This window comes from Dactylosporangium sp. NPDC000555 (assembly GCF_040300025.1).
Classification (GTDB): domain Bacteria; phylum Actinomycetota; class Actinomycetes; order Mycobacteriales; family Micromonosporaceae; genus Dactylosporangium.
This window is the reverse complement of record NZ_JBEPDB010000057.1, coordinates 1-20,081: the sequence shown is the minus strand read 5'-3', so window position 1 is coordinate 20,081 and position 20,081 is coordinate 1. Positions and strand designations below refer to the sequence as shown.

16 protein-coding genes and 1 pseudogene are annotated in these 20,081 nt (G+C 70.9%); 9 read left to right on the top strand and 8 right to left on the bottom strand.

Annotated elements, in window-relative coordinates:
• The first annotated feature begins 3 nt into the window (after window positions 1–3).
• Window positions 4–948, top strand: coding sequence for a zinc-binding dehydrogenase (locus ABT297_RS28685; protein WP_350555182.1), 945 nt, complete (start codon window positions 4–6; stop codon window positions 946–948).
• A 63-nt stretch (window positions 949–1,011) separates the two neighbouring features.
• Here the strand turns inward: ABT297_RS28685 and ABT297_RS28680 are convergent, their stop codons facing one another.
• From ABT297_RS28680 to ABT297_RS28650, 7 genes are all read right to left on the bottom strand, one after another.
• Complete coding sequence (locus tag ABT297_RS28680) at window positions 1,012–1,908, bottom strand: alpha/beta hydrolase family protein (protein ID WP_350555180.1); 897 nt, start codon at window positions 1,906–1,908, stop codon at window positions 1,012–1,014.
• A 238-nt stretch (window positions 1,909–2,146) separates the two neighbouring features.
• Window positions 2,147–3,190 (bottom strand): alpha/beta hydrolase family protein, encoded by a 1,044-nt coding sequence (locus ABT297_RS28675; RefSeq protein WP_350555178.1) that lies wholly within the window; start codon window positions 3,188–3,190, stop codon window positions 2,147–2,149.
• A gap of 262 nt (window positions 3,191–3,452) precedes the next feature.
• Window positions 3,453–3,632 (bottom strand): DUF6104 family protein, encoded by a 180-nt coding sequence (locus ABT297_RS28670; protein WP_350555176.1) that lies wholly within the window; start codon window positions 3,630–3,632, stop codon window positions 3,453–3,455.
• 82 nt (window positions 3,633–3,714) lie between these two features.
• Window positions 3,715–7,422 (bottom strand): multifunctional oxoglutarate decarboxylase/oxoglutarate dehydrogenase thiamine pyrophosphate-binding subunit/dihydrolipoyllysine-residue succinyltransferase subunit, encoded by a 3,708-nt coding sequence (locus tag ABT297_RS28665; protein ID WP_350555174.1) that lies wholly within the window; start codon window positions 7,420–7,422, stop codon window positions 3,715–3,717.
• 219 nt (window positions 7,423–7,641) lie between these two features.
• Window positions 7,642–8,544 (bottom strand): DUF2705 family protein, encoded by a 903-nt coding sequence (locus ABT297_RS28660; RefSeq protein ID WP_350555172.1) that lies wholly within the window; start codon window positions 8,542–8,544, stop codon window positions 7,642–7,644.
• Window positions 8,541–9,452, bottom strand: coding sequence for an ABC transporter ATP-binding protein (locus tag ABT297_RS28655; protein WP_350555171.1), 912 nt, complete (start codon window positions 9,450–9,452; stop codon window positions 8,541–8,543). The genes ABT297_RS28660 and ABT297_RS28655 overlap by 4 nt, the downstream gene beginning before the upstream one ends.
• A 102-nt stretch (window positions 9,453–9,554) precedes the next feature.
• Entirely contained in the window at window positions 9,555–9,965 is a 411-nt protein-coding gene (locus ABT297_RS28650; RefSeq protein ID WP_350555169.1) for a DUF3052 domain-containing protein, read from the bottom strand.
• A 92-nt stretch (window positions 9,966–10,057) separates the two neighbouring features.
• On the opposite strand from ABT297_RS28650, the gene ABT297_RS28645 reads away from it, so the two are divergent.
• From ABT297_RS28645 to ABT297_RS28615, 7 genes are all read left to right on the top strand, one after another.
• Window positions 10,058–10,831, top strand: coding sequence for a GNAT family N-acetyltransferase (locus ABT297_RS28645; protein WP_350555167.1), 774 nt, complete (start codon window positions 10,058–10,060; stop codon window positions 10,829–10,831).
• A gap of 5 nt (window positions 10,832–10,836) precedes the next feature.
• Window positions 10,837–11,643, top strand: a complete 807-nt coding sequence (locus ABT297_RS28640; RefSeq protein WP_350555165.1) for a lysophospholipid acyltransferase family protein — start codon at window positions 10,837–10,839, stop codon at window positions 11,641–11,643.
• Window positions 11,644–11,745: 102 nt separating this feature from the next.
• Window positions 11,746–12,564 carry a DUF4097 family beta strand repeat-containing protein gene (locus tag ABT297_RS28635; RefSeq protein ID WP_350555163.1) on the top strand — a complete coding sequence of 273 codons (819 nt, stop codon included), beginning with the start codon at window positions 11,746–11,748 and terminating at the stop codon, window positions 12,562–12,564.
• Window positions 12,561–13,196, top strand: a complete 636-nt coding sequence (locus ABT297_RS28630; RefSeq protein ID WP_350555161.1) for a PadR family transcriptional regulator — start codon at window positions 12,561–12,563, stop codon at window positions 13,194–13,196. The genes ABT297_RS28635 and ABT297_RS28630 overlap by 4 nt, the downstream gene beginning before the upstream one ends.
• Before the next feature lie 124 nt (window positions 13,197–13,320).
• Window positions 13,321–14,010, top strand: a complete 690-nt coding sequence (locus tag ABT297_RS28625; protein ID WP_350555159.1) for a response regulator transcription factor — start codon at window positions 13,321–13,323, stop codon at window positions 14,008–14,010.
• A gap of 14 nt (window positions 14,011–14,024) precedes the next feature.
• A complete protein-coding gene (locus tag ABT297_RS28620; RefSeq protein WP_350555157.1) occupies window positions 14,025–15,482 on the top strand; it encodes a sensor histidine kinase in 1,458 nt (485 codons plus the stop codon).
• Window positions 15,479–16,420, top strand: coding sequence for a S1C family serine protease (locus ABT297_RS28615; RefSeq protein ID WP_350555155.1), 942 nt, complete (start codon window positions 15,479–15,481; stop codon window positions 16,418–16,420). Before ABT297_RS28620 ends, ABT297_RS28615 begins: the two co-directional genes overlap by 4 nt.
• A 51-nt stretch (window positions 16,421–16,471) precedes the next feature.
• On the opposite strand, the gene glpK is transcribed toward ABT297_RS28615, so the two are convergent.
• A complete protein-coding gene (glpK, locus tag ABT297_RS28610) occupies window positions 16,472–17,947 on the bottom strand; it encodes a glycerol kinase GlpK (protein WP_350555153.1) in 1,476 nt (491 codons plus the stop codon).
• A gap of 106 nt (window positions 17,948–18,053) precedes the next feature.
• Between glpK and ABT297_RS28605 the strand changes: the two are divergent.
• Window positions 18,054–20,081, top strand: a pseudogene (locus tag ABT297_RS28605) (cyclic nucleotide-binding protein); the annotation flags it as partial.

Here is a 20,081-nt window from a genome sequence, read left to right as displayed (position 1 = left end):
GATATGCGTGCCGCATTCGCAACCGCGTTCAATGATGCCGACCCGCTTTCCGTGCTCGAGATCGGCGACGCCCCGGAGCCGGCGCCCCTGGACGACTGGGCCGTGGTGGAGGTGCGCGCCAGCGCGCTCAACCATCACGACCTGTGGTCGTTGCGGGGCGTCGGCCTCCACGAGGCGCAGCTGCCGATGATCCTCGGCTGCGACGCCGCCGGGATCGGCCCGGACGGCGCCGACGTCGTCGTATTCCCGGTGGTCTACACCGAGAAGGGCGACTACTCGATCCTGTCCGAGTACTACCCGGGCACGGTGGCCGAGCGAGTCGCCGTCCCGGCGTACAACCTGGTGCCCAAGCCTTCGGAGCTCTCCTTCGCCGAGGCGGCCTGCCTGCCCACGGCGTGGCTGACCGCGTTCCGGATGCTCACCACCAGGGGGCGCCTCGAGGAGGGCGGCTCCGTGCTGGTGCAGGGGGCCGGCGGCGGGGTCGCCACGGCCGCCGTGCTGCTCGGCACGGCGCTGGGCGCCCGGGTGTATGCCACGAGCCGTGACCCCGCCAAGCGCGAGCGAATCGCGGCGCTCGGGGCGATCGCGGTCGAGCCCGGCGCCCGGCTGCCGGAGCGGGTCGACGTGGTCATCGAGACGGTCGGCGAGGCCACGTTCGATCACTCGATGAAATGCGCGAAGGCGGGCGGGCGGATCGTCGTGTCGGGGGCGACCAGCGGACATCTGCCGCGGGTGAACCTGCGCCGGATGTTCGCGCTGCAGCTGGAGATCCTGGGCACCAGCATGGGCACGCCGGAGGAGCTCGCCGACCTCATGGCGCTGCTGGCCCGCACCGGCATCCGCCCGGTGATCGACACGATCGTGCCGTTCTCGCAGGCCCGTAAGGCGTTCGAGCTGCTGCACTCCGGCGACGTATTCGGAAAGGTCGTCATCGACCATTCCCGCTGAGGATTTGTCGAATACTCGGAATGCTCGAAAGTCCGGCACCTGAGGTGCCGGACTTTTCGCCGTCTACAGGTGCGCGTCCAGGTCCGCCGAGGGCGTGAACGTGGACCGGGCGGCCTGGTCGCCGTACAACTCCAGGCGCAGAAACTGCAGGGTGCTGTCGGCGACCGTCTGGAACGCCGGTGACTCCGGGTGCAGATACGGGTCGTTGTGGTTCCCGCCGGGGATGGTGAGCATCGCCTTCGCCCACGGTACGTCGTCGTAGGTCGCCTTGCCGCTGGCGTAGGAGACGAGCGGATCGGCGTCCCCGTGCACAAAGAACAATGCCGCGGGCGTACCGCTGAAATCCGTGCCCACCCCGAGCCCGCTGCCCGCCAGGATGATCCCGGCCCGCAGCCGCGGATCGCGCCCGACGGTGAACAGTCCGACGGTCGTGATGGCCCCCGCGGAGTGTCCGGCCGCGGCCAGCCGCTTGGCGTCGATGCGCCGGCCGATCGGCCCGGCGAGCACCTGGCCGAGGACGAAGCTCGCGTCCGCCGGCTGGTTGAGCACGTCGTATACGTCCAGGTTCGGCGCGCCGCGGGTGGTGTTCGGGTAGGCCGGGGCGATCACCACGAACCCCGCCTGTGCCCAGCCCTTGAGCAGCGGCGCGAACTCCTCGGGCGCGCCGTTCAACCCGTGGCTGAACAGCACGGCGGGGTAATGGCCGGGCCGGTCCGGCGCCCAGACGAGCGTTCGCAGCGTCCTTCCCTCCCGGGTGTACGTCACCTGCTGCGACGACACCGAGAGCGGACTGGCGGGCAGCGCCAGCGGCGGGGGCAGCTCGACCGCGGCGAGCCGGGGCATCGCCGTGCCGGTGGGGGTGGCGGTCGGGGTGACCTGAGCTGGTGCCGTGCCGCCCGAGCAGCCGGCCGTCAGCGCGGCGGACAGGGCGACGGTGGCGATCGCGATGCGCGGGCGCATGCCACCAACGGTACGGGCGGCACGGCGGATCGCCGCTTCCCTGGAGGGCGATATCCGACTGGTTCCGCGCATGACTGTCCGGGTTGAGGGTCCCGTGCGGGGGAGAGTGCCACGATCTGACACCGTTCGGGCACTGTCGGAAGCCGCCACTCGGTATCCTGTCGGCCATGTCCGATGAGCGCATCGACCCGAGTCAGAACACTCAGGCGTTTCAGGCGTGGGTGGACGAGAGCCGGGATCAGCCGGCCGAACCCGCCAGGTCCAGGGTATTGCTCTGGGTTGGCCTCGGTGTCGGTGTCGTGCTCGCGCTGGTGCTGTTCGTGACGCTGGGGTAGATCCCCGACGACTCGAAGCGCGTGATTCCGGGGAGCGTCGCGTCGTTCGTCAGCCGCATCCGGGCCACATCGTCGTCGTTGAGCGCCCAGTCGAGGAAGTCCAGCAGTGTGCTCACCACCTGCAGGCGGCCGCGCGCGGGGTTGTTGGTGCCGGCGCCGTGCTCGCCGCCCACGATCGTCAGGAACGCCTTGGGCCAGGGATCCTTGCCGTACGACTCCCGTCCCTGGCTGTAGGCCACCACCGGGTCATTGTCACCGTGGATGAACAGCAGCGGGACCGGGGTGCCCTGGTATGCCGTGGTCGGCCGTCCGGCGAAGATGACGCCCACTTTGAGCCGCGGGTCGCGGCGACCGGTGAACAGCCAGTTGGTGGTCGTGCCGCCGCCGGAGTGCCCGATCGCGCCGAGCCGATCGGGGTCGATGCTCGCCGCGAGCGGGTTGGCCGTCCCGAGTAGCTGCGTGATGACGTACGACGCGTCGACGGCCTGGTTGGGCACGTCGGTCTTGTCGAACTTTGGCACGTCCTTCTTCGTGAACGGGTACGCGGGTGCCGCCACGATGTATCCGGCCTCGGCCAGCAGCTTCGTCATGCCCTCCTGCGACTGCGGGTTGCTGTGGAAGCCGTGGCTCCACAGCAGCAGGGGAAACGCGCCGGGCAGCGGCGCCGCGTCGAGCTGGGTGCGGCCGCGGGCTTGGCGGGCGGAGCCGCGCACCGGGTACCACACGGTCGTGGGCAGCGGCCGATCCTTGCCGCGTGCGAACGCGAAGTGCCGGACGCCGACCGCGTGCGGAACCTGCGGCGCGGACTCGACGGCGGTGGCGCCGGCGGGCGTGCCGAACGGGGCGCCGTTGTTGTCGGAGCCGGACGCCGCAAGGGCGCCGCCCGCGATGAAGAGGGCGGCGATCAACAGCAACGTGGTTGCGGTCCGTGTGCGGCGCGTAGGCACGTCAAGAATGTAAAGGCGCGCCGTGGTACGCCGTTATCGCCCGAGCGGGGACAAACGATTGGCCTGCCGGACTACACCAGGTTGCCTGCGGATGACCCATTTGGCGGAGACGGCTACCCTCGCGGGGATCGCCCGTTCACTCTGTATCTCTATAGAGTGCCCGAAATATCCGATTTTTCGGGAAATAGGCCGGTGGAATGGCCTCACCCGGAATGCCGCAGGCCTCAACGGGTGGGCGGCCCGGTGTGGCGAGAGGTGCGAGTCAGTCGTCGTCCTCGTCGTCGAGGCGGGCCAGGTAGACGGCCAGGCGCTCGATCGGGGTCTCGAACTCCGGGTTGAGGTCGACGAAGTCGCGCAGGCGCTCGGCCAGCCACTCGATCGTGACCTCCTCCTCGCCGCGGCGTTCGGCGAGCTCCTCGATGCCGCGATCGGTGAAGTACATGTGCGGAAGCCTCCACGGAAGAAGACGGAAGAAGCGAAGGGGCACGGCGTCGCCGCCGTGCCCCCGGTAATGCGGGTCGCCGTCAGCGCTTCGGCAGCGCGGCCTCGATCAGGGCCTGCTGCTCGGCGTCGTGCAGCTTGGTCGAGCCGACCGCCGGGGCGGCCGCGGCGGGGCGGGAGATGCGGCGCAGGCCGACGCCGTGCAGGTGCTCGAGCAGGTTGAGCGCGATGAACGACCAGGCGCCCTGGTTCGCCGGCTCCTCCTGGACCCAGGCGAAGTCCACCGCGTTCGGGTATCGCTCCAGCGCCCCCCGCAGCTCGTCGATCGGCATCGGGTAGAGCTGCTCGACGCGGATGATCGCGGTGTCGGTGATGCCGCGGTCGGTGCGCGCCTGGAGCAGGTCGTAGAAGACCTTGCCCGAGCACAGCAGGACCCGCTTCACGGCGGCCGGGTCGAGCGCGGTGCCCTTGATCCCCGGATCGCCGAGCACGGTCTGGAAGGTGCCGGTGGTGAAGTCCTCCACGCCCGACACGCACAGCCGGTGCCGCAGCAGCGACTTCGGCGTGAAGACCACCAGCGGCTTCTTCTTCGGCGACAGCGCCTGGCGGCGCAGCAGGTGGAAGTGGTTGGCCGGGGTGGTCGGCACGGCGACGCGCATGTTGTCCTCGGCGCACAGCTGCAGGTAACGCTCCAGGCGGCCCGAGGTGTGGTCCGGGCCCTGGCCCTCGTGCGAGTGCGGCAGCAGCAGGGTGACGGAGGCCAGCTGGCCCCACTTCACCTCGCCGGAGGAGATGAACTCGTCCACGATCGACTGCGCGCCGTTGACGAAGTCGCCGAACTGCGCCTCCCACATGACCAGCGCGTCCGGGTTCTGGACCGAGTACCCGTACTCGAAGCCCATCGCCGCGAACTCCGACAGCAGGGAGTCGTAGACAAAAAGCTTGGCGTTGTCGCGCACCAGGGCGGACGCCGGCATGTAGTCGGCGCCGGTCTCGGCGTCGACGATCCCGGCGTGGCGCTGGACGAACGTGCCGCGGCGCGAGTCCTGGCCGGAAAGCCGGACCGTGACGCCGTCGTAGACCAGCGAGCCGAAGGCGATGATCTCGCTGAAGCCCCAGTCGATGTCACCCTCGATGGCCATCTTGGCCCGCCGGTCGAGCAGCTGCTGCACGCGCTTGTGCGGCGTGAAGCCCTCGGGGAGCTTCACGTGGGCCTCGCCGATCGCGCGGAGCACCGACTCGTCGATCTTGGTCGCGACCACCGGCTCGGGCTCCGGCTTCCGCAGCCGGGTGAGCCGCGCGGCCGGCGAGGACGACGCGTCGCGGGTGGCCTTGAAGACCGTCTCCAGCTGCTCGTGGTAGTCCTTGAGCAGGGCCTCCGCCTCGGTGATCGGGATGTCGCCGCGGCCGATGAGCTCCTCGGTGTAGATCTTGCGGACCGAGCGCTTCTGGTCGATGATCGCGTACATCAACGGATTGGTCATCGACGGGTCGTCGCCCTCGTTGTGGCCGCGCCGGCGGTAGCAGACGAGGTCGATGACGACGTCCTTGTTGAACGCCTGGCGATACTCGAACGCGAGCCGCGCCACGCGCACGACGGCCTCGGGGTCGTCGCCGTTGACGTGGAAGATCGGCGCCTGGATCATCCGGGCGACGTCGGTCGAGTACAGCGAGGAGCGCGAGTACTCCGGCGCGGTGGTGAACCCGACCTGGTTGTTGACGACGACGTGGACCGTGCCGCCGGTGCGGTAGCCGCGCAGCTGCGACAGGTTCAGCGTCTCGGCGACCACGCCCTGGCCGGCGAACGCGGCGTCGCCGTGCACCAACAGCGGCAGGACCGTGTAGCCCTCGAGCTTGAGGTCGATCTTGTCCTGCTTGGCCCGCACGATGCCTTCCAGCACCGGGTTGACCGCCTCGAGGTGCGAGGGGTTGGCCACGACCGACACCGTGGTGGCGTGCTCGCCGTCCGGGTGGGTGTACTTGCCCGTCATGCCCAGGTGGTACTTCACGTCGCCGGAGCCGTGCGCGGACTTGAGGTCGAGGTGCCCCTCGAACTCGGAGAAGATCTTCTCGTAGGGCTTGCCGACGATGTTGGCCAGCACGTTGAGCCGGCCGCGGTGGGCCATGCCGATGACGACCTCGTCCAGCCCGCTCTCGGCGGAGTTCTGCAGGATCTCGTCCAGCAGCGGGATCAGCGACTCGCCGCCCTCCAGCGAGAAACGGCGCTGGCCGACGTACTTGGTCTGCAGGAACGTCTCGAACGCCTCGGCCGAGTTGAGCCGGTTGAGGATGTGCTTCTGCTCCTCGGGGCTCGGCTTCTCGTATGGCTTCTCGACCCGCTCGGCGATCCAGCGCCGCTCCTCCGGGTCCATGATGTGCATGTACTCCACGCCGACGCGGCGGCAGTAGGAGTCGCGCAGGACGCCGAGAACGGCCCGCAGCTTCATCTTCTGCTTGCCCGCGAACCCGCCGACCGGGAACACGCGGTCGAGGTCCCACAGCGTGAGCCCGTGTTCGAGCACGTCCAGGTCGGGGTGGCGGCGGATGCGGAACTCCAGCGGGTCGGTGTCCGCCATCAGGTGGCCGCGCACACGGTACGCGTGGATGAGCTCCACGACCCGGGCGGCCTTGTCGATCTGGCCCTCGGAGGTGCGGGCGACGTCGCGCACCCAGCGCACCGGCTCATACGGGATGCGCAGCGCGGTGAAGATCTGGTCGTAGAACCCGTGCTCGCCGAGCAGCAGCTCGTGCATCACCTTGAGGAACTCGCCGGACTGGGCGCCCTGGATGATGCGGTGGTCGTAGGTGCTGGTCAGCGTGATGATCTTGCTGATGCCGAGGTCGGCGAGGGTCTCGTCGGACATGCCGGCGTAGGGCGCCGGGTATTCCATCGCGCCGACGCCGATGATCGCGCCCTGGCCGGTCATGAGCCGTGGCATCGAGTGCACGGTGCCGATGCCGCCCGGGTTGGTCAGCGAGATGGTGGTGCCGGCGTAGTCGTCCATGGTGAGCTCGTTGCGCCGGGCGCGGCGCACCGTGTCCTCGTAGGACGACCAGAACTGGCGGAAGTCCATGGTATCGGCGGCCTTGATGCTCGGCACGACCAGCGTGCGCGACCCGTCCGGCTTGGCCAGGTCGATCGCGATGCCGAGGTTGACGCGCTCGGGCTGCACCAGGGTGGGCTTGCCGTCGACCTCGGCGAAGCTGTTGTTCATCTCCGGGTGCGCGGCCAGGGCCCGGACCAGTGCGTATCCGATTAGGTGCGTGAAGCTCACCTTGCCGCCGCGACCGCGGGCGAGGTGATTGTTGATCACGATCCGGTTGTCGGACAGCAGCTTGGCCGGCGCGGCGCGCACGCTCGTGGCGGTCGGCACCTCCAGCGAGGCGTCCATGTTCTGCACGATGCGAGCGGCCACGCCGCGCAGGGGGACCCGCTTCGCGCCGCCGGCGGGGGCGGGCGTCTCCTTGGTCGGCGCGGGCTTGGTGGCGGGGACGGCCTTCTTCTCGACCTTCTCGACCGGCTTCTCAACCGGCCTCTCGACGGGCTTCACGACCGCGGGCTTCGCGGGTGCGGGCTTCGCGGGCGCGGGAGCGGGAGCCGGCTCAGCCGCGACGGCGGACGCCTGGGCGACGTCCGGGGCGGGCTTGTAGTCGGCGAAGAAGTCGTGCCACGCGGAGTCCACGCTGGCCGGGTCGGCGAGGTACCGCTGGTACATGTCTTCGACGATCCACTCGTTCGGGCCAAATCCTGCCAGCGGATTCTCCTGCGAGTTGGTCGCTTGGGTCGACACGGCTCTTGATCGCCTCTTCCAAACGCGAGTTGCTGGGGGTTACGGATGTCCGGGTCCAGGCTACGCGCTACCTAACGCGCGTTCGTCGCCGACGCCGCCGGGAGTGACCATGTAGACGACGCCGGTCTGCCCGCCCTTACAGTTGTGGCCGCCGAATGGCGGCCACAACTGTCCTAGATCTTGCACCCCAAATCTTGCCGAAGTCTTGATCGCCGCCGGTCAGGCGATGTCGCGCTTGCGCGTGACCAGCGTGCCGATCGTGCCCAGGACGACCGCGTAGCCGATGAGGATCGCCGCGCCGACCCAGCGCGCCGGTAGGTGGCTGTCGCTGAGCTCCGACAGCCCCCTGACCAGGTGCTCGGAGGCCAACGGCGGGATGTACACCGCGGCCTGCAGGACCCAGTCCTCCTTGATCAGGTACTCGTGGATCAGGGTCAGCGTGAACATGGCCGCATAGGTGCCGACGGTGTAGAGCACCGCGGCGGTGATGGTGGCCCCGATCTGGCTGCGCAGCAGCACCCCGACGCCGATGCCGAAGATCGCCCACAGCACGTACACCAGCAGGTTGAGCAGGATCGCCTGTTGCGCGGTCCAGTTGCCCAGGCTGTTGGAGTAGCCCAGGTTGGCGAAGAAGATCCCGCCGACGACCAGGTTGATCGCGGTGGCGATCAGCCAGAAGGCGAACGCCATCGCGGCCCCGGTGATCAGCTTGGCCACGATGACCCTGGTCCGCTTCGGCGTCGCCAGGAACGTCGCCGTCGCGGTCTGGTGGTAGAACTCGTTGGTGATCAGCAGGATGGCCAGCAGCATCACCATCAGCAGCCCGAAGAACTGCCCCGATGTGTAGATGGCGGCGGCGTGCCTGGCCAGCCCGGCCGCGGAGCGGGACAACAGCACCCGGTCCCGCTCGGCCAGGGCCGCCGCCCTTGCCCCCTCGGAAGACTCATCCTGTTGCCCCTGCAGCTCCCGGTCGGCCCACTCGGGCATGTGCAAGTCCTGGTCCGTCTGCGCGATGTTGATCAGCAGTGCGAGACCGGAGAACACCAGGGAGCAGAGCAGGAAGATCCACCACGTGTTGGTGGTGCGCAGCTTGATCAGCTCGCTGCGGATGAGCCGGATCATCGGATGGCCGCCCTTCCCTGGGTCAGTTCGAGGAAGACGTGCTCCAGGTCGGGGCGCTCGGCGACCAGCTCGTGCAGCTCCACGCCGGCCTGCAGGGCCAGCTTGCCGACGGCGGGGGCGTCCAGGCCGGTGACCATGTGCGAGCCGTTGCCGTTGGGGTTGATCGCGCCGCCCGCGCCGCGCACGGCCGTGACCAGCTCCTGGATGTTCGGCGTGCGGACCCGCACGCTGGCCTGGGCCGAGCCCTGCCCGACGATCTGGTCGACCGGGCCGTGGGTGATCAGCTTGCCGGCCGCGATGATGACGACGTCGTCGGCGAGGAGCTCCATCTCCGACAGCAGATGGCTCGAGACCAGCACCGTGCGTCCCTGCTGGGCCTGGCCCTGCAACAGCCCGCGCATCCAGCGGATGCCCTCGGGGTCGAGGCCGTTGGCCGGCTCGTCGAGGATCAGCACCTGCGGATCGCCCAGCAGCGCCTGGGCGATGCCGAGGCGCTGCTTCATGCCCAGGGAATACCCCCGGAACTTACGCTTGGCGGCCGGGGTGAGCCCGACCAGCTCCAGGACCTCGTCGACGCGGCGGGCCGGGAAGCCGCCGGCGGCCGCGACGCAGCGCAGGTGGTTGCGCGCGGAGCGGCCCTTGTGCGCGGCGGAGGCCTCCAGGATCGCCCCTACCAGCCGCAGCGGCTCGGCCGCGTCGGCATACCGCTGACCGCCGATGGTCGCGGTGCCGGCGGTCGGGGTGACCAGGTTGAGCACCATGCGCAGGGTGGTGGTCTTTCCGGCGCCGTTCGGCCCGAGGAACCCGGTCACGCGGCCCGGCTCGACCACGAACGACAAATTGTCGACGGCTCTGACGTTGCGGTACTGCTTCGTCAAGCCGGAGACGACGATCTGCCCGTTGGACAACGCGCCGCTCCCTCCGTGAGGCAAGTGAAGCCGTCAATATGGCATGTCCGGACACGTCCGTCGGCCCGGCCTGCGCGTATCGGGGGAATCGTCCGGGTTTCGCTATGCCGGCGGACGGTCCGCCACCCGGATGACGTGCTTGAGGCCCGACCATATTTCGTCGATGGCGCACACCTTGACGTCGACCCGGCCGTTGGCCAACGCGTATCCGCGCACGGCCGACTCGTCCAGGTCGGTGGTCAGCCCCGAGGAGCGCTTCGGCCACGCCACCCACAGCGCGCCGGCGGGCGGGGTGAGCCGGTGCAGCACCTGCCAGCGCCGGCGCAGGCGGGCCTGGTCCGGGCAGAAGAGCACGATGACGTCGTACAGTCCCGGCGCGGGGCGGCGGTGCACCACCACATCCGGGGGCAGCTCACGCAGCTCGAACCCGGGCGGCGCGCCGTCGAGCAGGACGCGATGCCCCGCGGTGACACCCAGCTTCTTGGGTAACGGTGTGCCTGAATATCCCGCCATGGCTGACCACGGTAACCACAGTTCACCAGCACGCCATCAGGGAAACCAGTCAGCGTCAGCCATCCGCAGGGGTCGACGCCTACACCGAAGACATGACGATTCTTGCCGTCGCCGCCGGCCCGCAAGAGCTGGGCGACTTGCAGCGCTACACCCTGCTGGTGGCCACCGACGGCGCCCAGGTCAGGGCCGCACAACGGCTTCGCCGCGACGTCTTCGCCGGTGAGCTGGGCGCCACCCTGCACAGCAGCGAGCCGGGCCTCGACGCCGACCCGTTCGACGAGTACTGCGACCACCTGATCATCCGCGAGGAGCTCACCGGCGACGTCGTCGGCACCTACCGGATGCTCCCGCCGGACCGCGCCGTCGCGGCCGGTGGCCTCTACGCGGACACCGAGTTCGACCTGGCCGGCCTCGCGCAGCTGCGCGGCGGGCTGGTGGAGACCGGCCGCTCCTGCGTGCACCCCGACCACCGCAGCGGCGCCGTCATCAACCTGATGTGGGCGGGCATCGCGCGGTACATGCACCTGCACGGGCACCGCTGGCTCGGAGGCTGCGCGTCGGTGCCGCTGGCCGACGGCGGCGCGACCGCCGCGGGCGTGTGGGACCTGGCACGACGCAAGCACCTGGTGCCGCCGGCCTGGCGGGTGCGGCCGCGCAACCCGTGGATCAACACCCAGGCCGCCGGCGTCGAGCCGCCCGCCAAGGTCGACGTGCCGCCGCTGCTCAAGGGCTACCTGCGCCTGGGTGCCTGGGTGGGCGGCGCGCCGGCCCACGACCCCGACTTCGACTGCGCGGACTTCTACGTGCTGCTGTCGCTGGATCGGGTCAACCCGCGGTACATGCGCCACTTCCTCGGGCAGGGGTGAGCTCCATGGCTGTCATGGACAGCCTCTGGCTGCCCCGCTCGACGTGTGGCACCGACTGCCTGCCCGAGCCCGCGGCCCGCGTCGTGCCGCGGCTGATCATGGCGAAACGCATCCTCTTCACCGGCGCCGTGCTCCTCTTCGCCGCCCTGTCGGTGCCGGTCCTGGCCCTGCTGCCGCAGCGCCACCTGGTCCTGGCCCAGCGCGGCCTGGCCCGGGCCGTGCTGGCGGCCCTCGGCGTGAGGCACTCCGCCGGCGGGCGGATCCCGCAGGCCGGCGCCCTGCTCGTGGCGAACCACGTGTCGTGGCTCGACGTCATCGTGATCCTCGCCCACGCTCCGGCCCGCCTGCTGGCCAAGCGCGAGGTACGGTCGTGGCCGCTCATCGGCCGTCTGGCCGCCACGCTGGGCACGGTCTTCGTCGACCGGTCCCGCCCGAAGAGCCTGCCGGCCACGGTCGCCGAGGTGAGCCGCAACATCGCCGCGGGCGGCGTCGTGGCGGTCTTCCCGGAGGGCACCACGTGGTGTGGCCGGATGGGCGGCACGTTCCGCCCGGCGATGTTCCAGGCCGCGGTGGACGCGGGTGTGCCGGTGGTGCCGGTCCGCCTGACCTTCGCCCAGTCCGGCGTGGTGTCCACGGTGGCCGCGTTCATCGGCGACGAGACCCTGCTGGCCTCGATCAAGCGGGTGGTGGCGGCCCGCGACCTGTCGGTCAACCTGCGCGCCCACCCGAAGCTGCACCCGGCCCCGTGCGACCCGCACACCCACGCCCGCCGCGTCCTGGCCCGAGCCGCGACGGCGGTGGTTGCCGCCTGATACCCGGTCCGCGGTGCGCCGCGACCGTGTGTCGTGATTGACAGTCGCGATGTATCGCGTCTTGCGTTACGCTCATGAGCAGGAGCGAGCGAGGAGTGCGCGATGACCGCGTGGAAGATCAACGAGCCCGAGCGGCTCGTGCTGGGGGAGGACGTCACCGACCTCAGCGTTTCGTTGGTGGCCGGGCGGCTCAACGTCGTCGGGGCCGACGGGCCGGCCCGCGTCGAGGTGTCGAGCATCGGCGACCGGGTCGTCGACATGACGCTCGAGGGCGGCGTGCTCACGATCTCGCACGAGTTTCCCAAGGGGTGGCCGGGGTTCCTCTGGTGGCTGTTCGGCTCGCGATTCAAGGTCGACATCTCGATCGTCGTGCCGATGGAGGCGACGGTCCGGCTCAACGTCGCCTCGGGGACGATCGTCGCGTCCTCGCTGCGCAACGGGGCCAGCGTCGACGTCACCAGCGGGCGGATCACGCTGCTCGGCATCGACGGGCGGGTGGCCGGCAAGGTGGTGTCGGGGTCGATCGAGGGGCTGACGCTCGGGGGCGAAGTCGACCTGGAGACGGTCTCGGGCGAGATCGTGGTGGCGGACTCGACGGCGGGGAAGGTCAGTGCGCGTACCATCTCTGGCTCCGTGACGTGCGACCTGGACAACCCGCCCGCGGGCACGGAGGTCCACCTGGACACCGTCTCGGGGGAGATCACCGCCCGGGTGCGCGAGGACAGCGACCTGCGGGTGCGCCTCAACGCGATCTCCGGCCACGTCGTGAACGCCTTTCCCGAGCTCGACCAGCACAGCAGGAACACGGTCACCGGACGGCTCGGCACAGGGACCGGCGGGTATCTGGCCGCCAATGCGACGTCTGGCACGATCTCGTTGTTGCGGCGGCCCGTCGACGATGAGGAAGCAGTGGGAACATGAGTGCGGTGTTCAGCCATGGCAGGCTACGGCTGTACCTGCTGAAGCTCCTCAACGAGAGCCCGCGGCACGGCTATGAGCTCATCCGGCTGCTGGAGAACCGGTTCCACGGCCTCTACGCGCCCTCGGCCGGCACGATCTACCCGCGCCTGCAGCGCATGGAGGCCGACGGCCTCATCACGCACACAGCGGAGGGCGGGCGCAAGGTCTACCAGATCACCGCGGCCGGCATCGAGGAGCTGCAGCGCCGTGCGCGGGAGCTCGAGTCGCTCGAGGCCGACATCAACGCCTCGCTCGCCGACCTCTCGACGCTGGCCGACGAGGTCGAGCAGGGGGTGCGCGGCTCGGTGCGCGACCTCAAGCGGGAGCTCAAGGAGGCCAGCCGCCAGGTGCGCAGCGCGCCGCCGGGGCCGGCCTCGTTCGGCTGGGGGTATCCACCCCGGCCGGGCTCGGCGAGCACCCGCCCGCCGCAGCCGCCCTCCGACGTGGTCGGCGAACTGGAGGACAAGGCCGCGCTGCTGCTCGCCGAGGTGCGCCGGCTGGCCCGCGCGGGTCGGGCGAGCCAGGAGACGATGCGGGCCACCCTCGTGGTGTTGGACGGAGCGATCGACCAGGTGAGACGCTTGCTGCGGTAGGTGACAACGGGTGCCCAGGAACTTCCCAGGCAACCACCAGCCCTACTCCAGCGGAGGGCGGAAAAATATGCGCATGGGGGTACGAGGCGGCGTAGCACAATCCGGGGGTGCATCGTCGCCAGGCGTGGCGCAGGCTGAGGCGAGGCTGCTCGTGGTCGAGGACGACCCGAATATCCGCGAGCTCCTCTCCGCCAGCCTGCGCTTTGCCGGTTTTGCGGTTGACGTGGTGACCACCGGCAGCGAGGCGGTCACCACGGCCCGCGAAAGCAAGCCCGACCTCGTCGTGCTCGACGTGATGCTGCCCGACCTCGACGGGTTCGAGGTCATCCGACGGCTCCGTGAGGGCGGCGTGCGGCTCCCGGTGGTCTTCCTGACCGCGCGCGACGGCACCGAGGACAAGGTCCGCGGCCTCACGCTCGGCGGCGACGATTACGTGACGAAGCCGTTCAGTCTCGAGGAGCTCACCGCCCGCATCCGCGCCGTGCTGCGCCGCACCGCGGGCGACCCGGGGCCCAACCGGCTCGTCTTCCACGACCTCGAGCTGGACGAGGAGACCCACGAGGTCAGCCGGGCCGGACAGACGATCGCGCTGTCCCCGACGGAGTTCAAGCTCCTGCGGTACCTGATGCTCAACGCCGGCCGCGTGCTGTCCAAGGCCCAGATCCTCGACTTCGTGTGGAACTACGACTTCCGCGGCGACGACAGCATCGTCGAGTCCTACATCTCGTATCTGCGCCGGAAGGTCGACATCGCCGAGCCGCGCCTGATCCACACGCTGCGTGGCGTGGGCTACGTCCTGCGCCTGCCTGTCTGACCCGGGGCCCGTCGGTGCGGTTCATCTCCGACGTACCGCTGCGCGTCAGGCTGGTCGCGGCGGTACTCACGCTCGTCACCATGGCGCTGCTGGTCATCGGCATCGCCAGTGCGCTCGTCATGCGCAGCTCGATGATCGACAAGGTCGACAACCAGCTGCGCACGCTCGCGGGCACGGTCGACATCAACCGGCTGCGCCAGCAGACCGAGTCGGTGGTACCGAGCAACTACTTCTTCTTCTGGCTGGCCGACAGCAACGGCACCCCGGTCCTGGCCTCGGTCGGCGTCCCGGACGACGGCGCCCGGCCGCCCCTGCCCACCACCGGGCAGGAGCTGCTGGACCGCCTCGGCGAGCCGTATACCGTCCGGGCGCCGGGCACCCGCGAGCGCTGGCGGGTTTTCATCACCCAGCGCGACCACACCGTGCTCGGCGTCGCCGAAAACCTCTCGATGATCGACAACGCGGTGGACGAGCTCGTCGCCGCGGAGCTGTTCATCGGCGCGGGCGTGCTGGTCGTGATCGCCGCCGTCGGTGTGACCATCGTGCGGACCAGCCTGCAGCCGCTGCGCGAGATCGAGCGCACCGCCGCGGCCATCGCCGCCGGCGACCTGACCAAGCGCGTGCCCGAGAGCCCGCCCGAGACCGAGATGGGCCACCTGGCCGCCGCGCTCAACACGATGCTCGGCCAGATCGAGGGGGCGTTCCGCATCCGCGAGGCATCCGAGGACCGGATGCGGCAGTTCATCGCGGACGCCTCCCACGAGCTGCGCACGCCCCTCACCACGATCAGGGGATTCGCCGAGCTGTACCGCCAGGGCGCCGCCCGCCAGCCCGAGGAGACCGCCGCGCTGCTGCGCCGCATCGAGGACGAGGCCTCCCGGATGGGGCTGCTCGTCGAGGACCTGCTGCTGCTCGCCCGGCTGGACCAGGAGCGCCCGCTCAGCCTGGCCGACATGGACCTGCGCGTGATCGCCAGCGACGCCGTCGCCGCGGCCCGCGCGGTCGCGCCCGACCGGCAGATCGCCCTCGACATCGAGCGCGACGAGCCGATCGAGGTCAACGGCGACGAGGCCCGGCTGCGGCAGGTGGTCGGCAACCTGATGACCAACGCGCTCACCCACACCCCGGCCGGGACGCCGGTCGAGCTGCGGCTGCGTCGTGACGGTACCGACGCCCTGATCGAGGTCTGCGACCACGGGCCCGGCCTGACCGACGAGCAGGCGGCCCGGGTCTTCGAGCGGTTCTACCGCGTCGACAAGGCCCGCACCCGGCGCCAGGCCGGCGGCGCCCACAGCGGCAGCGGGCTGGGCCTGGCGATCGTCGCCGCGCTGGTCGCCGTGCACAGCGGCACCGTCTCGGTCTTCGTCACTCCCGGTGGCGGGGCCACCTTCCAGGTTCGCCTTCCCCTCACAGCCCCTTCCCAGGCCGCTCCCGGTGGCCCGCAAGCTGCCGTCGGCAAGCTCAAATCATGAGCGAACAGCAGGGATGGGCGCCGGGGCCGGGCGAGGAACCGCACCAGCACATGTCGTCGAGCCAGGTGCCGCCGTACGTGCCGCACATGCAACACCCGCCGCAGTGGTACCCGCCTTCCTCACCCTACGTAACGCCCGTCACCGCGGTGCCGGCGCCGTTCGGCGGCCGCCGCCGGCTCGGCAAGGGCATCGCCGCCGCGGCGGCCGCCGTCGCGCTCTGCGTCGCCTCGGCGATCGGCGGCGGGGTCGCGGCCCTGCAGTTGCGCCCGGCCGCGGGCAGCAACACGGTCATCAGCGCGCAGAACTCCAGCTCGCAGTCGTCCGGCTCGGTCAACCTCGCCAACGTCGCCACCCGGGTCCTGCCGAGCGTCGTGTCGATCAACACCGGCTCGGCCGTCGGCTCCGGGGTGATCATCACCCAGGGCGGCGCGATCCTGACGAACAACCACGTCGTCGCGACCGCCCGCGGCAACACGGTGCAGATCAGCTTCTCCGACGGCAAGTCCGCGACGGCGCAGATCGTCGGCACCGACGAGGCCACGGACCTCGCCGTCATCAAGATCACCGGTGGCGGCAGCTACCCGCCGCTGGCCTTCGCCGACAGCTCCATCGTCCACGTCGGCGACACCGTCCTCGCCGTCGGCAGCCCGCTGGGCCTGAACAGCTCGGTGACGTCGGGCATCGTCAGCGCCCTCAACCGCACGATCGACGAGGGCGAGGACAGCCGCGCCGCCGCCACGAAGATCCCGGGCGCCATCCAGACCGACGCCGCGATCAACCCGGGCAACTCGGGCGGCGCGCTGGTCAACACCGCCGGTCAGCTGATCGGCATCAACACCGCGATCGCCACGTCGGGCTCGACGGCCGGCAACATCGGCGTGGGCTTCGCGATCTCGAGCAACACGGCGAAGGCCACGGCGCAGCAGCTGCTGGGCTGACGGCACAGGCCGGCTGACGCGTCCGGGGCGGCGCCGCACCGCCCGGGGCGTTCAGTCGGCCCAGCCGAAGGACCGCTCTACGGCACGCAGCCACAGGGCGTGGCCCCGGTCGCGAGCCTCGGTGCCCATCGACGGCTCCCAGCGGCGGTCGACGTGCCACTTCTCGCGCAGCGCGTCCGTGTCCGGCCAGAAGCCGACCGCGAGGCCGGCAGCGTACGCCGCGCCCAGCGCCGTCGTCTCGGCGACCGTCGGGCGGACCACCGGCACGTCGAGCACGTCGGCCTGGAAGCCCATGAGCAGGTCGCTCGCGGTCATGCCGCCGTCGACCTTGAGCGTCTCCAGCGGCACCGCCGATTCGGCCATCATGGCGTCGACCACGTCCTTGACCTGCCACGCGGTCGCCTCCAGCGCCGCGCGGGCGAGGTGGCCCTTGGTGACGTACCCGGTCAGGCCGGTGATGACGCCGCGGGCGTCCGGGCGCCAGTGCGGGGCGAACAGGCCCGCGAACGCCGGGACGATGTAGCAGCCGCCGTTGTCCCCGACGGTCGCGGCGAGGTCGTTGATCTCCGGGGCGGAGCCGATGAGGCCGAGGTTGTCGCGCAGCCACTGCACGAGCGAGCCGGTGATCGCGATGGAGCCTTCCAGGGCGTACACCGGATCCGCCGTACCGATGCGGTAACCGACCGTGGTGAGCAGCCCACGCTCGCTGGACACGGGGCGGGCGCCGGTGTTGAGCAGGAGGAAGGATCCGGTGCCGTACGTGCACTTGGCCTCGCCCGGCGCGAAGCACGCCTGGCCGAAGAGGGCCGCCTGCTGGTCGCCGAGGGCGCTGGCCACGGGCACGCCGTGCAGCATGGTCCTCGCCTCGCCGTAGACGTAGGACGAGGAGCCGATCTCGGGCAGCATGACCCGCGGGATGCCGAACGCGGCGAGTAGGTCGTCGTCCCAGTCCAGCGTGGTCAGGTTCATGAGCATCGTGCGGCTGGCGTTGGTGACGTCGGTGACGTGGCGGCCGGTCAGCTTCTCGATGAGCCAGGTGTCCACGGTGCCGAAGCGGATCTCGCCGGCCTCGGCGCGCTCGCGCAGGCCCGGGACGTTGTCCAGCAGCCAGACGACCTTCGGGGCGGCGAAGTACGTCGCGAGCGGCAGCCCGCAGCGGTCGCGGAAGCGGTCGGGGCCGGCGTCACCGGCCAGCGTCCGGATGAGCCCGTCGGTCCGCGTGTCCTGCCAGACGATGGCGGGGTGCACCGGCTCGCCGGTGCGGGCGTCCCACAGGATCGTGGTCTCGCGCTGGTTGGTGATGCCGATCGCGGCGACGTCGGCGCGGGACAGGCCGGCCTGGTCCAGCGCGCGGGTCGACACCGCCTGGACGTTGTGCCAGATCTCGACCGGGTCGTGCTCGACCCAGCCTGGGCGGGGGAAGCTCTGACGGTGTTCGCGCTGGTCAAGCGCCACGATGGCGCCGTCGGCGTCGAACACGATCGCGCGGGTGGAGGTCGTGCCCTGGTCGATGGCGAGGATGTACACGGTGCCATCTTCGCCGAAGCAGTGTCACGTTCGGGACGCAACCTTCCAGCACGGTGGAAACGCGCTTAGAGTCCGTGGCCGAATCAGTGCCCGAACAGGAGCGACCGTGGCCGTCATTGAGACGCGCATCAGTGTCTGGGAGGCCCTCGCCGGGCGTGCCCCGGGTGTACCGCTCGGTCCCGCCGACGCCGGATTATGGCACGCGGTGTCGGACCGGCTCAACCCGGCGCGCGCGCGTCCTGTGCTCCGGGAGGGTGTCGAGGCGGTCACGTTGACCTCGGCCCGCGGCGTCGAGTACGTGATGCTGCGCTCGCCGGACAGCGGCGAGTCGAGCTACCTGCGGCTCACGCCGGAGGAGTTCAAGCTCGCGCAGTCCATGGACGGCAGCCGCACCGTGGCCCGGCTCGTCGCCGAGTTCGCCCGCATCTCCGGCCGGCTCGCCCCGGACCAGGTGACCCGGATCGTCGCCGACCTGGCCGGCAACCGCATGCTCGACGAGCTGCCCGTCGACGCCTACCACCGCCTGCAGCGGGTGCACCGCCAGCCGTGGCCGATCCGGCTGGGCAAGGGGCTGCTCGCGACCGCGCAGGGGCGCCGGATGGTGCTCGCGAAGGTCGACCCCGTCGTCACGTTCCTCTACAAGGCGGGCGGCCGGCTGTTCTTCACCCGGGTGTTCGCGGTGCTCGCCGGCCTCGTCGCGCTGGCCGGGCTGGGCGTGTTCGTGTGGAACTGGTTCCGCGCCGACCAGTCCGTGTTCCTCACCAACGACTCGTACTTCACCGGCGCCCTGGTCCTGCTCGGGCTCAACGTCTTCGCGCTGGCCTGCCACGAGCTCGGGCACGCGCTGGGCGCCAAGCATGCCGGGCGGCGCGTGCCCGTGGCGGGCTTCCTGGTGTACTTCGGGATCCCCTCGGTCTTCGTCGACACCACCGACGTGTGGATGGCCGGCCGGCGCGCCCGCATCGTCACCACCGTCGCCGGCCCGGCCACCGGCCTGATCCTGGCCGGCACCTGCCAGATCGTGGGCGTGTTCTTCCCCGAGCTGGAGCCGTGGACGTTCAAGCTGGCCTTCGCGTGGTACCTCAACGCCCTGTTCAACCTGAACCCGTTCATGGCGCTCGACGGGTACTACCTGCTGATGGACTGGCTCGAGGTGCCCAACCTGCGGGCCCGCGGGCTCGCCTGGGTGATCGCCCGGCTGCGCCGCCGCCCGCCGCGCTTCGGCGAGCTCGACCGTGAGGGGCGTCTCGTCGCGCTGTACGGCATGCTCGCCGTCATCTGGATCGCCGTCTCGATCAACATCGTCTACCGCGTGTACACCGACCGCGTCGCCGGCGTCGTCACCGGGCTCTGGAACGCCGGGTGGCTCGCCCGGGCGCTGCTGTTCGTGATCTGCGCGGCGCTGCTCGCGCCCGTGGTGTACCTCTTCCTCGGCTGGCTGCGGCGGCGCGGACGGCGCCTGCGCGACCGCCTCGGGGAGCGCAAGCTGGTGCGCGACCAGCCGCGCCGGTTCGCCGCGCTGACCGCGTCCGCGCTGTCCAGCCTGCCGCCCGAGACCCTCGCGAAGCTCGCCGAGCAGGCCCGCTGGGTGCACCCGCGCACCGGCGAGCAGGTCGTGTTCGCCGGCGCCGCGCAGCCGTCGGTGTTCGTCGTCGCCGACGGCGCGCTGGAGGCCCGCCGCCCCGGCGACCCGACCGGCAGCGTCCGCGAGCGCGTCGGCCGCGGCGGCGTCGTCGGCCTGGCCAGCGCGCTGACCGGCGCCCCGGCCGCGCTCGGCTGGATGACGGCCGGCACGACCCTGCTGTCGGTCCCGTCCTCGGCGGTCGCCTCCGCAGTCGGCCCGCTGCCCGGCCCGCCGCCGGTCGAGTGGGCCGAACTGGAGCAGCTCATCGGCGAGACGCCCGCGCTGAGCAACCTCGGCCCCGACGACCGGCTCGGCCTGCTCACCCGCGCCCGACCCATGCACCTCGGCCCGGGCCAGCCGGTCGTGCTGCGCACCGGCGCCGACGCGCTCGTCGTCGAGTCGGGGGGGCGGGGGGGGGCCCCCGGCGGGGGGGGGGCGCGGGGGCCCCCCCCCCCCCGCCGCCTGGCGACCGGAGCGGGTTACGCCTCGATCATCTTGCGCAGCACGTAC

Excerpts from the sequence above, each read along its gene's own strand:
- ABT297_RS28660 (WP_350555172.1), bottom strand. The coding sequence starts at position 8,544 with ATGATCCGGCTCATCCGCAGCGAGCTGATCAAGCTGCGCACCACCAAC.
- ABT297_RS28645 (WP_350555167.1), top strand. The coding sequence starts at position 10,058 with ATGACGATTCTTGCCGTCGCCGCCGGCCCGCAAGAGCTGGGCGACTTG.
- ABT297_RS28650 (WP_350555169.1), bottom strand. The coding sequence starts at position 9,965 with ATGGCGGGATATTCAGGCACACCGTTACCCAAGAAGCTGGGTGTCACC.
- ABT297_RS28640 (WP_350555165.1), top strand. The coding sequence starts at position 10,837 with ATGGCTGTCATGGACAGCCTCTGGCTGCCCCGCTCGACGTGTGGCACC.
- ABT297_RS28670 (WP_350555176.1), bottom strand. The coding sequence starts at position 3,632 with ATGTACTTCACCGATCGCGGCATCGAGGAGCTCGCCGAACGCCGCGGC.
- ABT297_RS28615 (WP_350555155.1), top strand. The coding sequence starts at position 15,479 with ATGAGCGAACAGCAGGGATGGGCGCCGGGGCCGGGCGAGGAACCGCAC.
- ABT297_RS28680 (WP_350555180.1), bottom strand. The coding sequence starts at position 1,908 with ATGCGCCCGCGCATCGCGATCGCCACCGTCGCCCTGTCCGCCGCGCTG.
- ABT297_RS28685 (WP_350555182.1), top strand. The coding sequence starts at position 4 with ATGCGTGCCGCATTCGCAACCGCGTTCAATGATGCCGACCCGCTTTCC.
- ABT297_RS28630 (WP_350555161.1), top strand. The coding sequence starts at position 12,561 with ATGAGTGCGGTGTTCAGCCATGGCAGGCTACGGCTGTACCTGCTGAAG.
- ABT297_RS28635 (WP_350555163.1), top strand. The coding sequence starts at position 11,746 with ATGACCGCGTGGAAGATCAACGAGCCCGAGCGGCTCGTGCTGGGGGAG.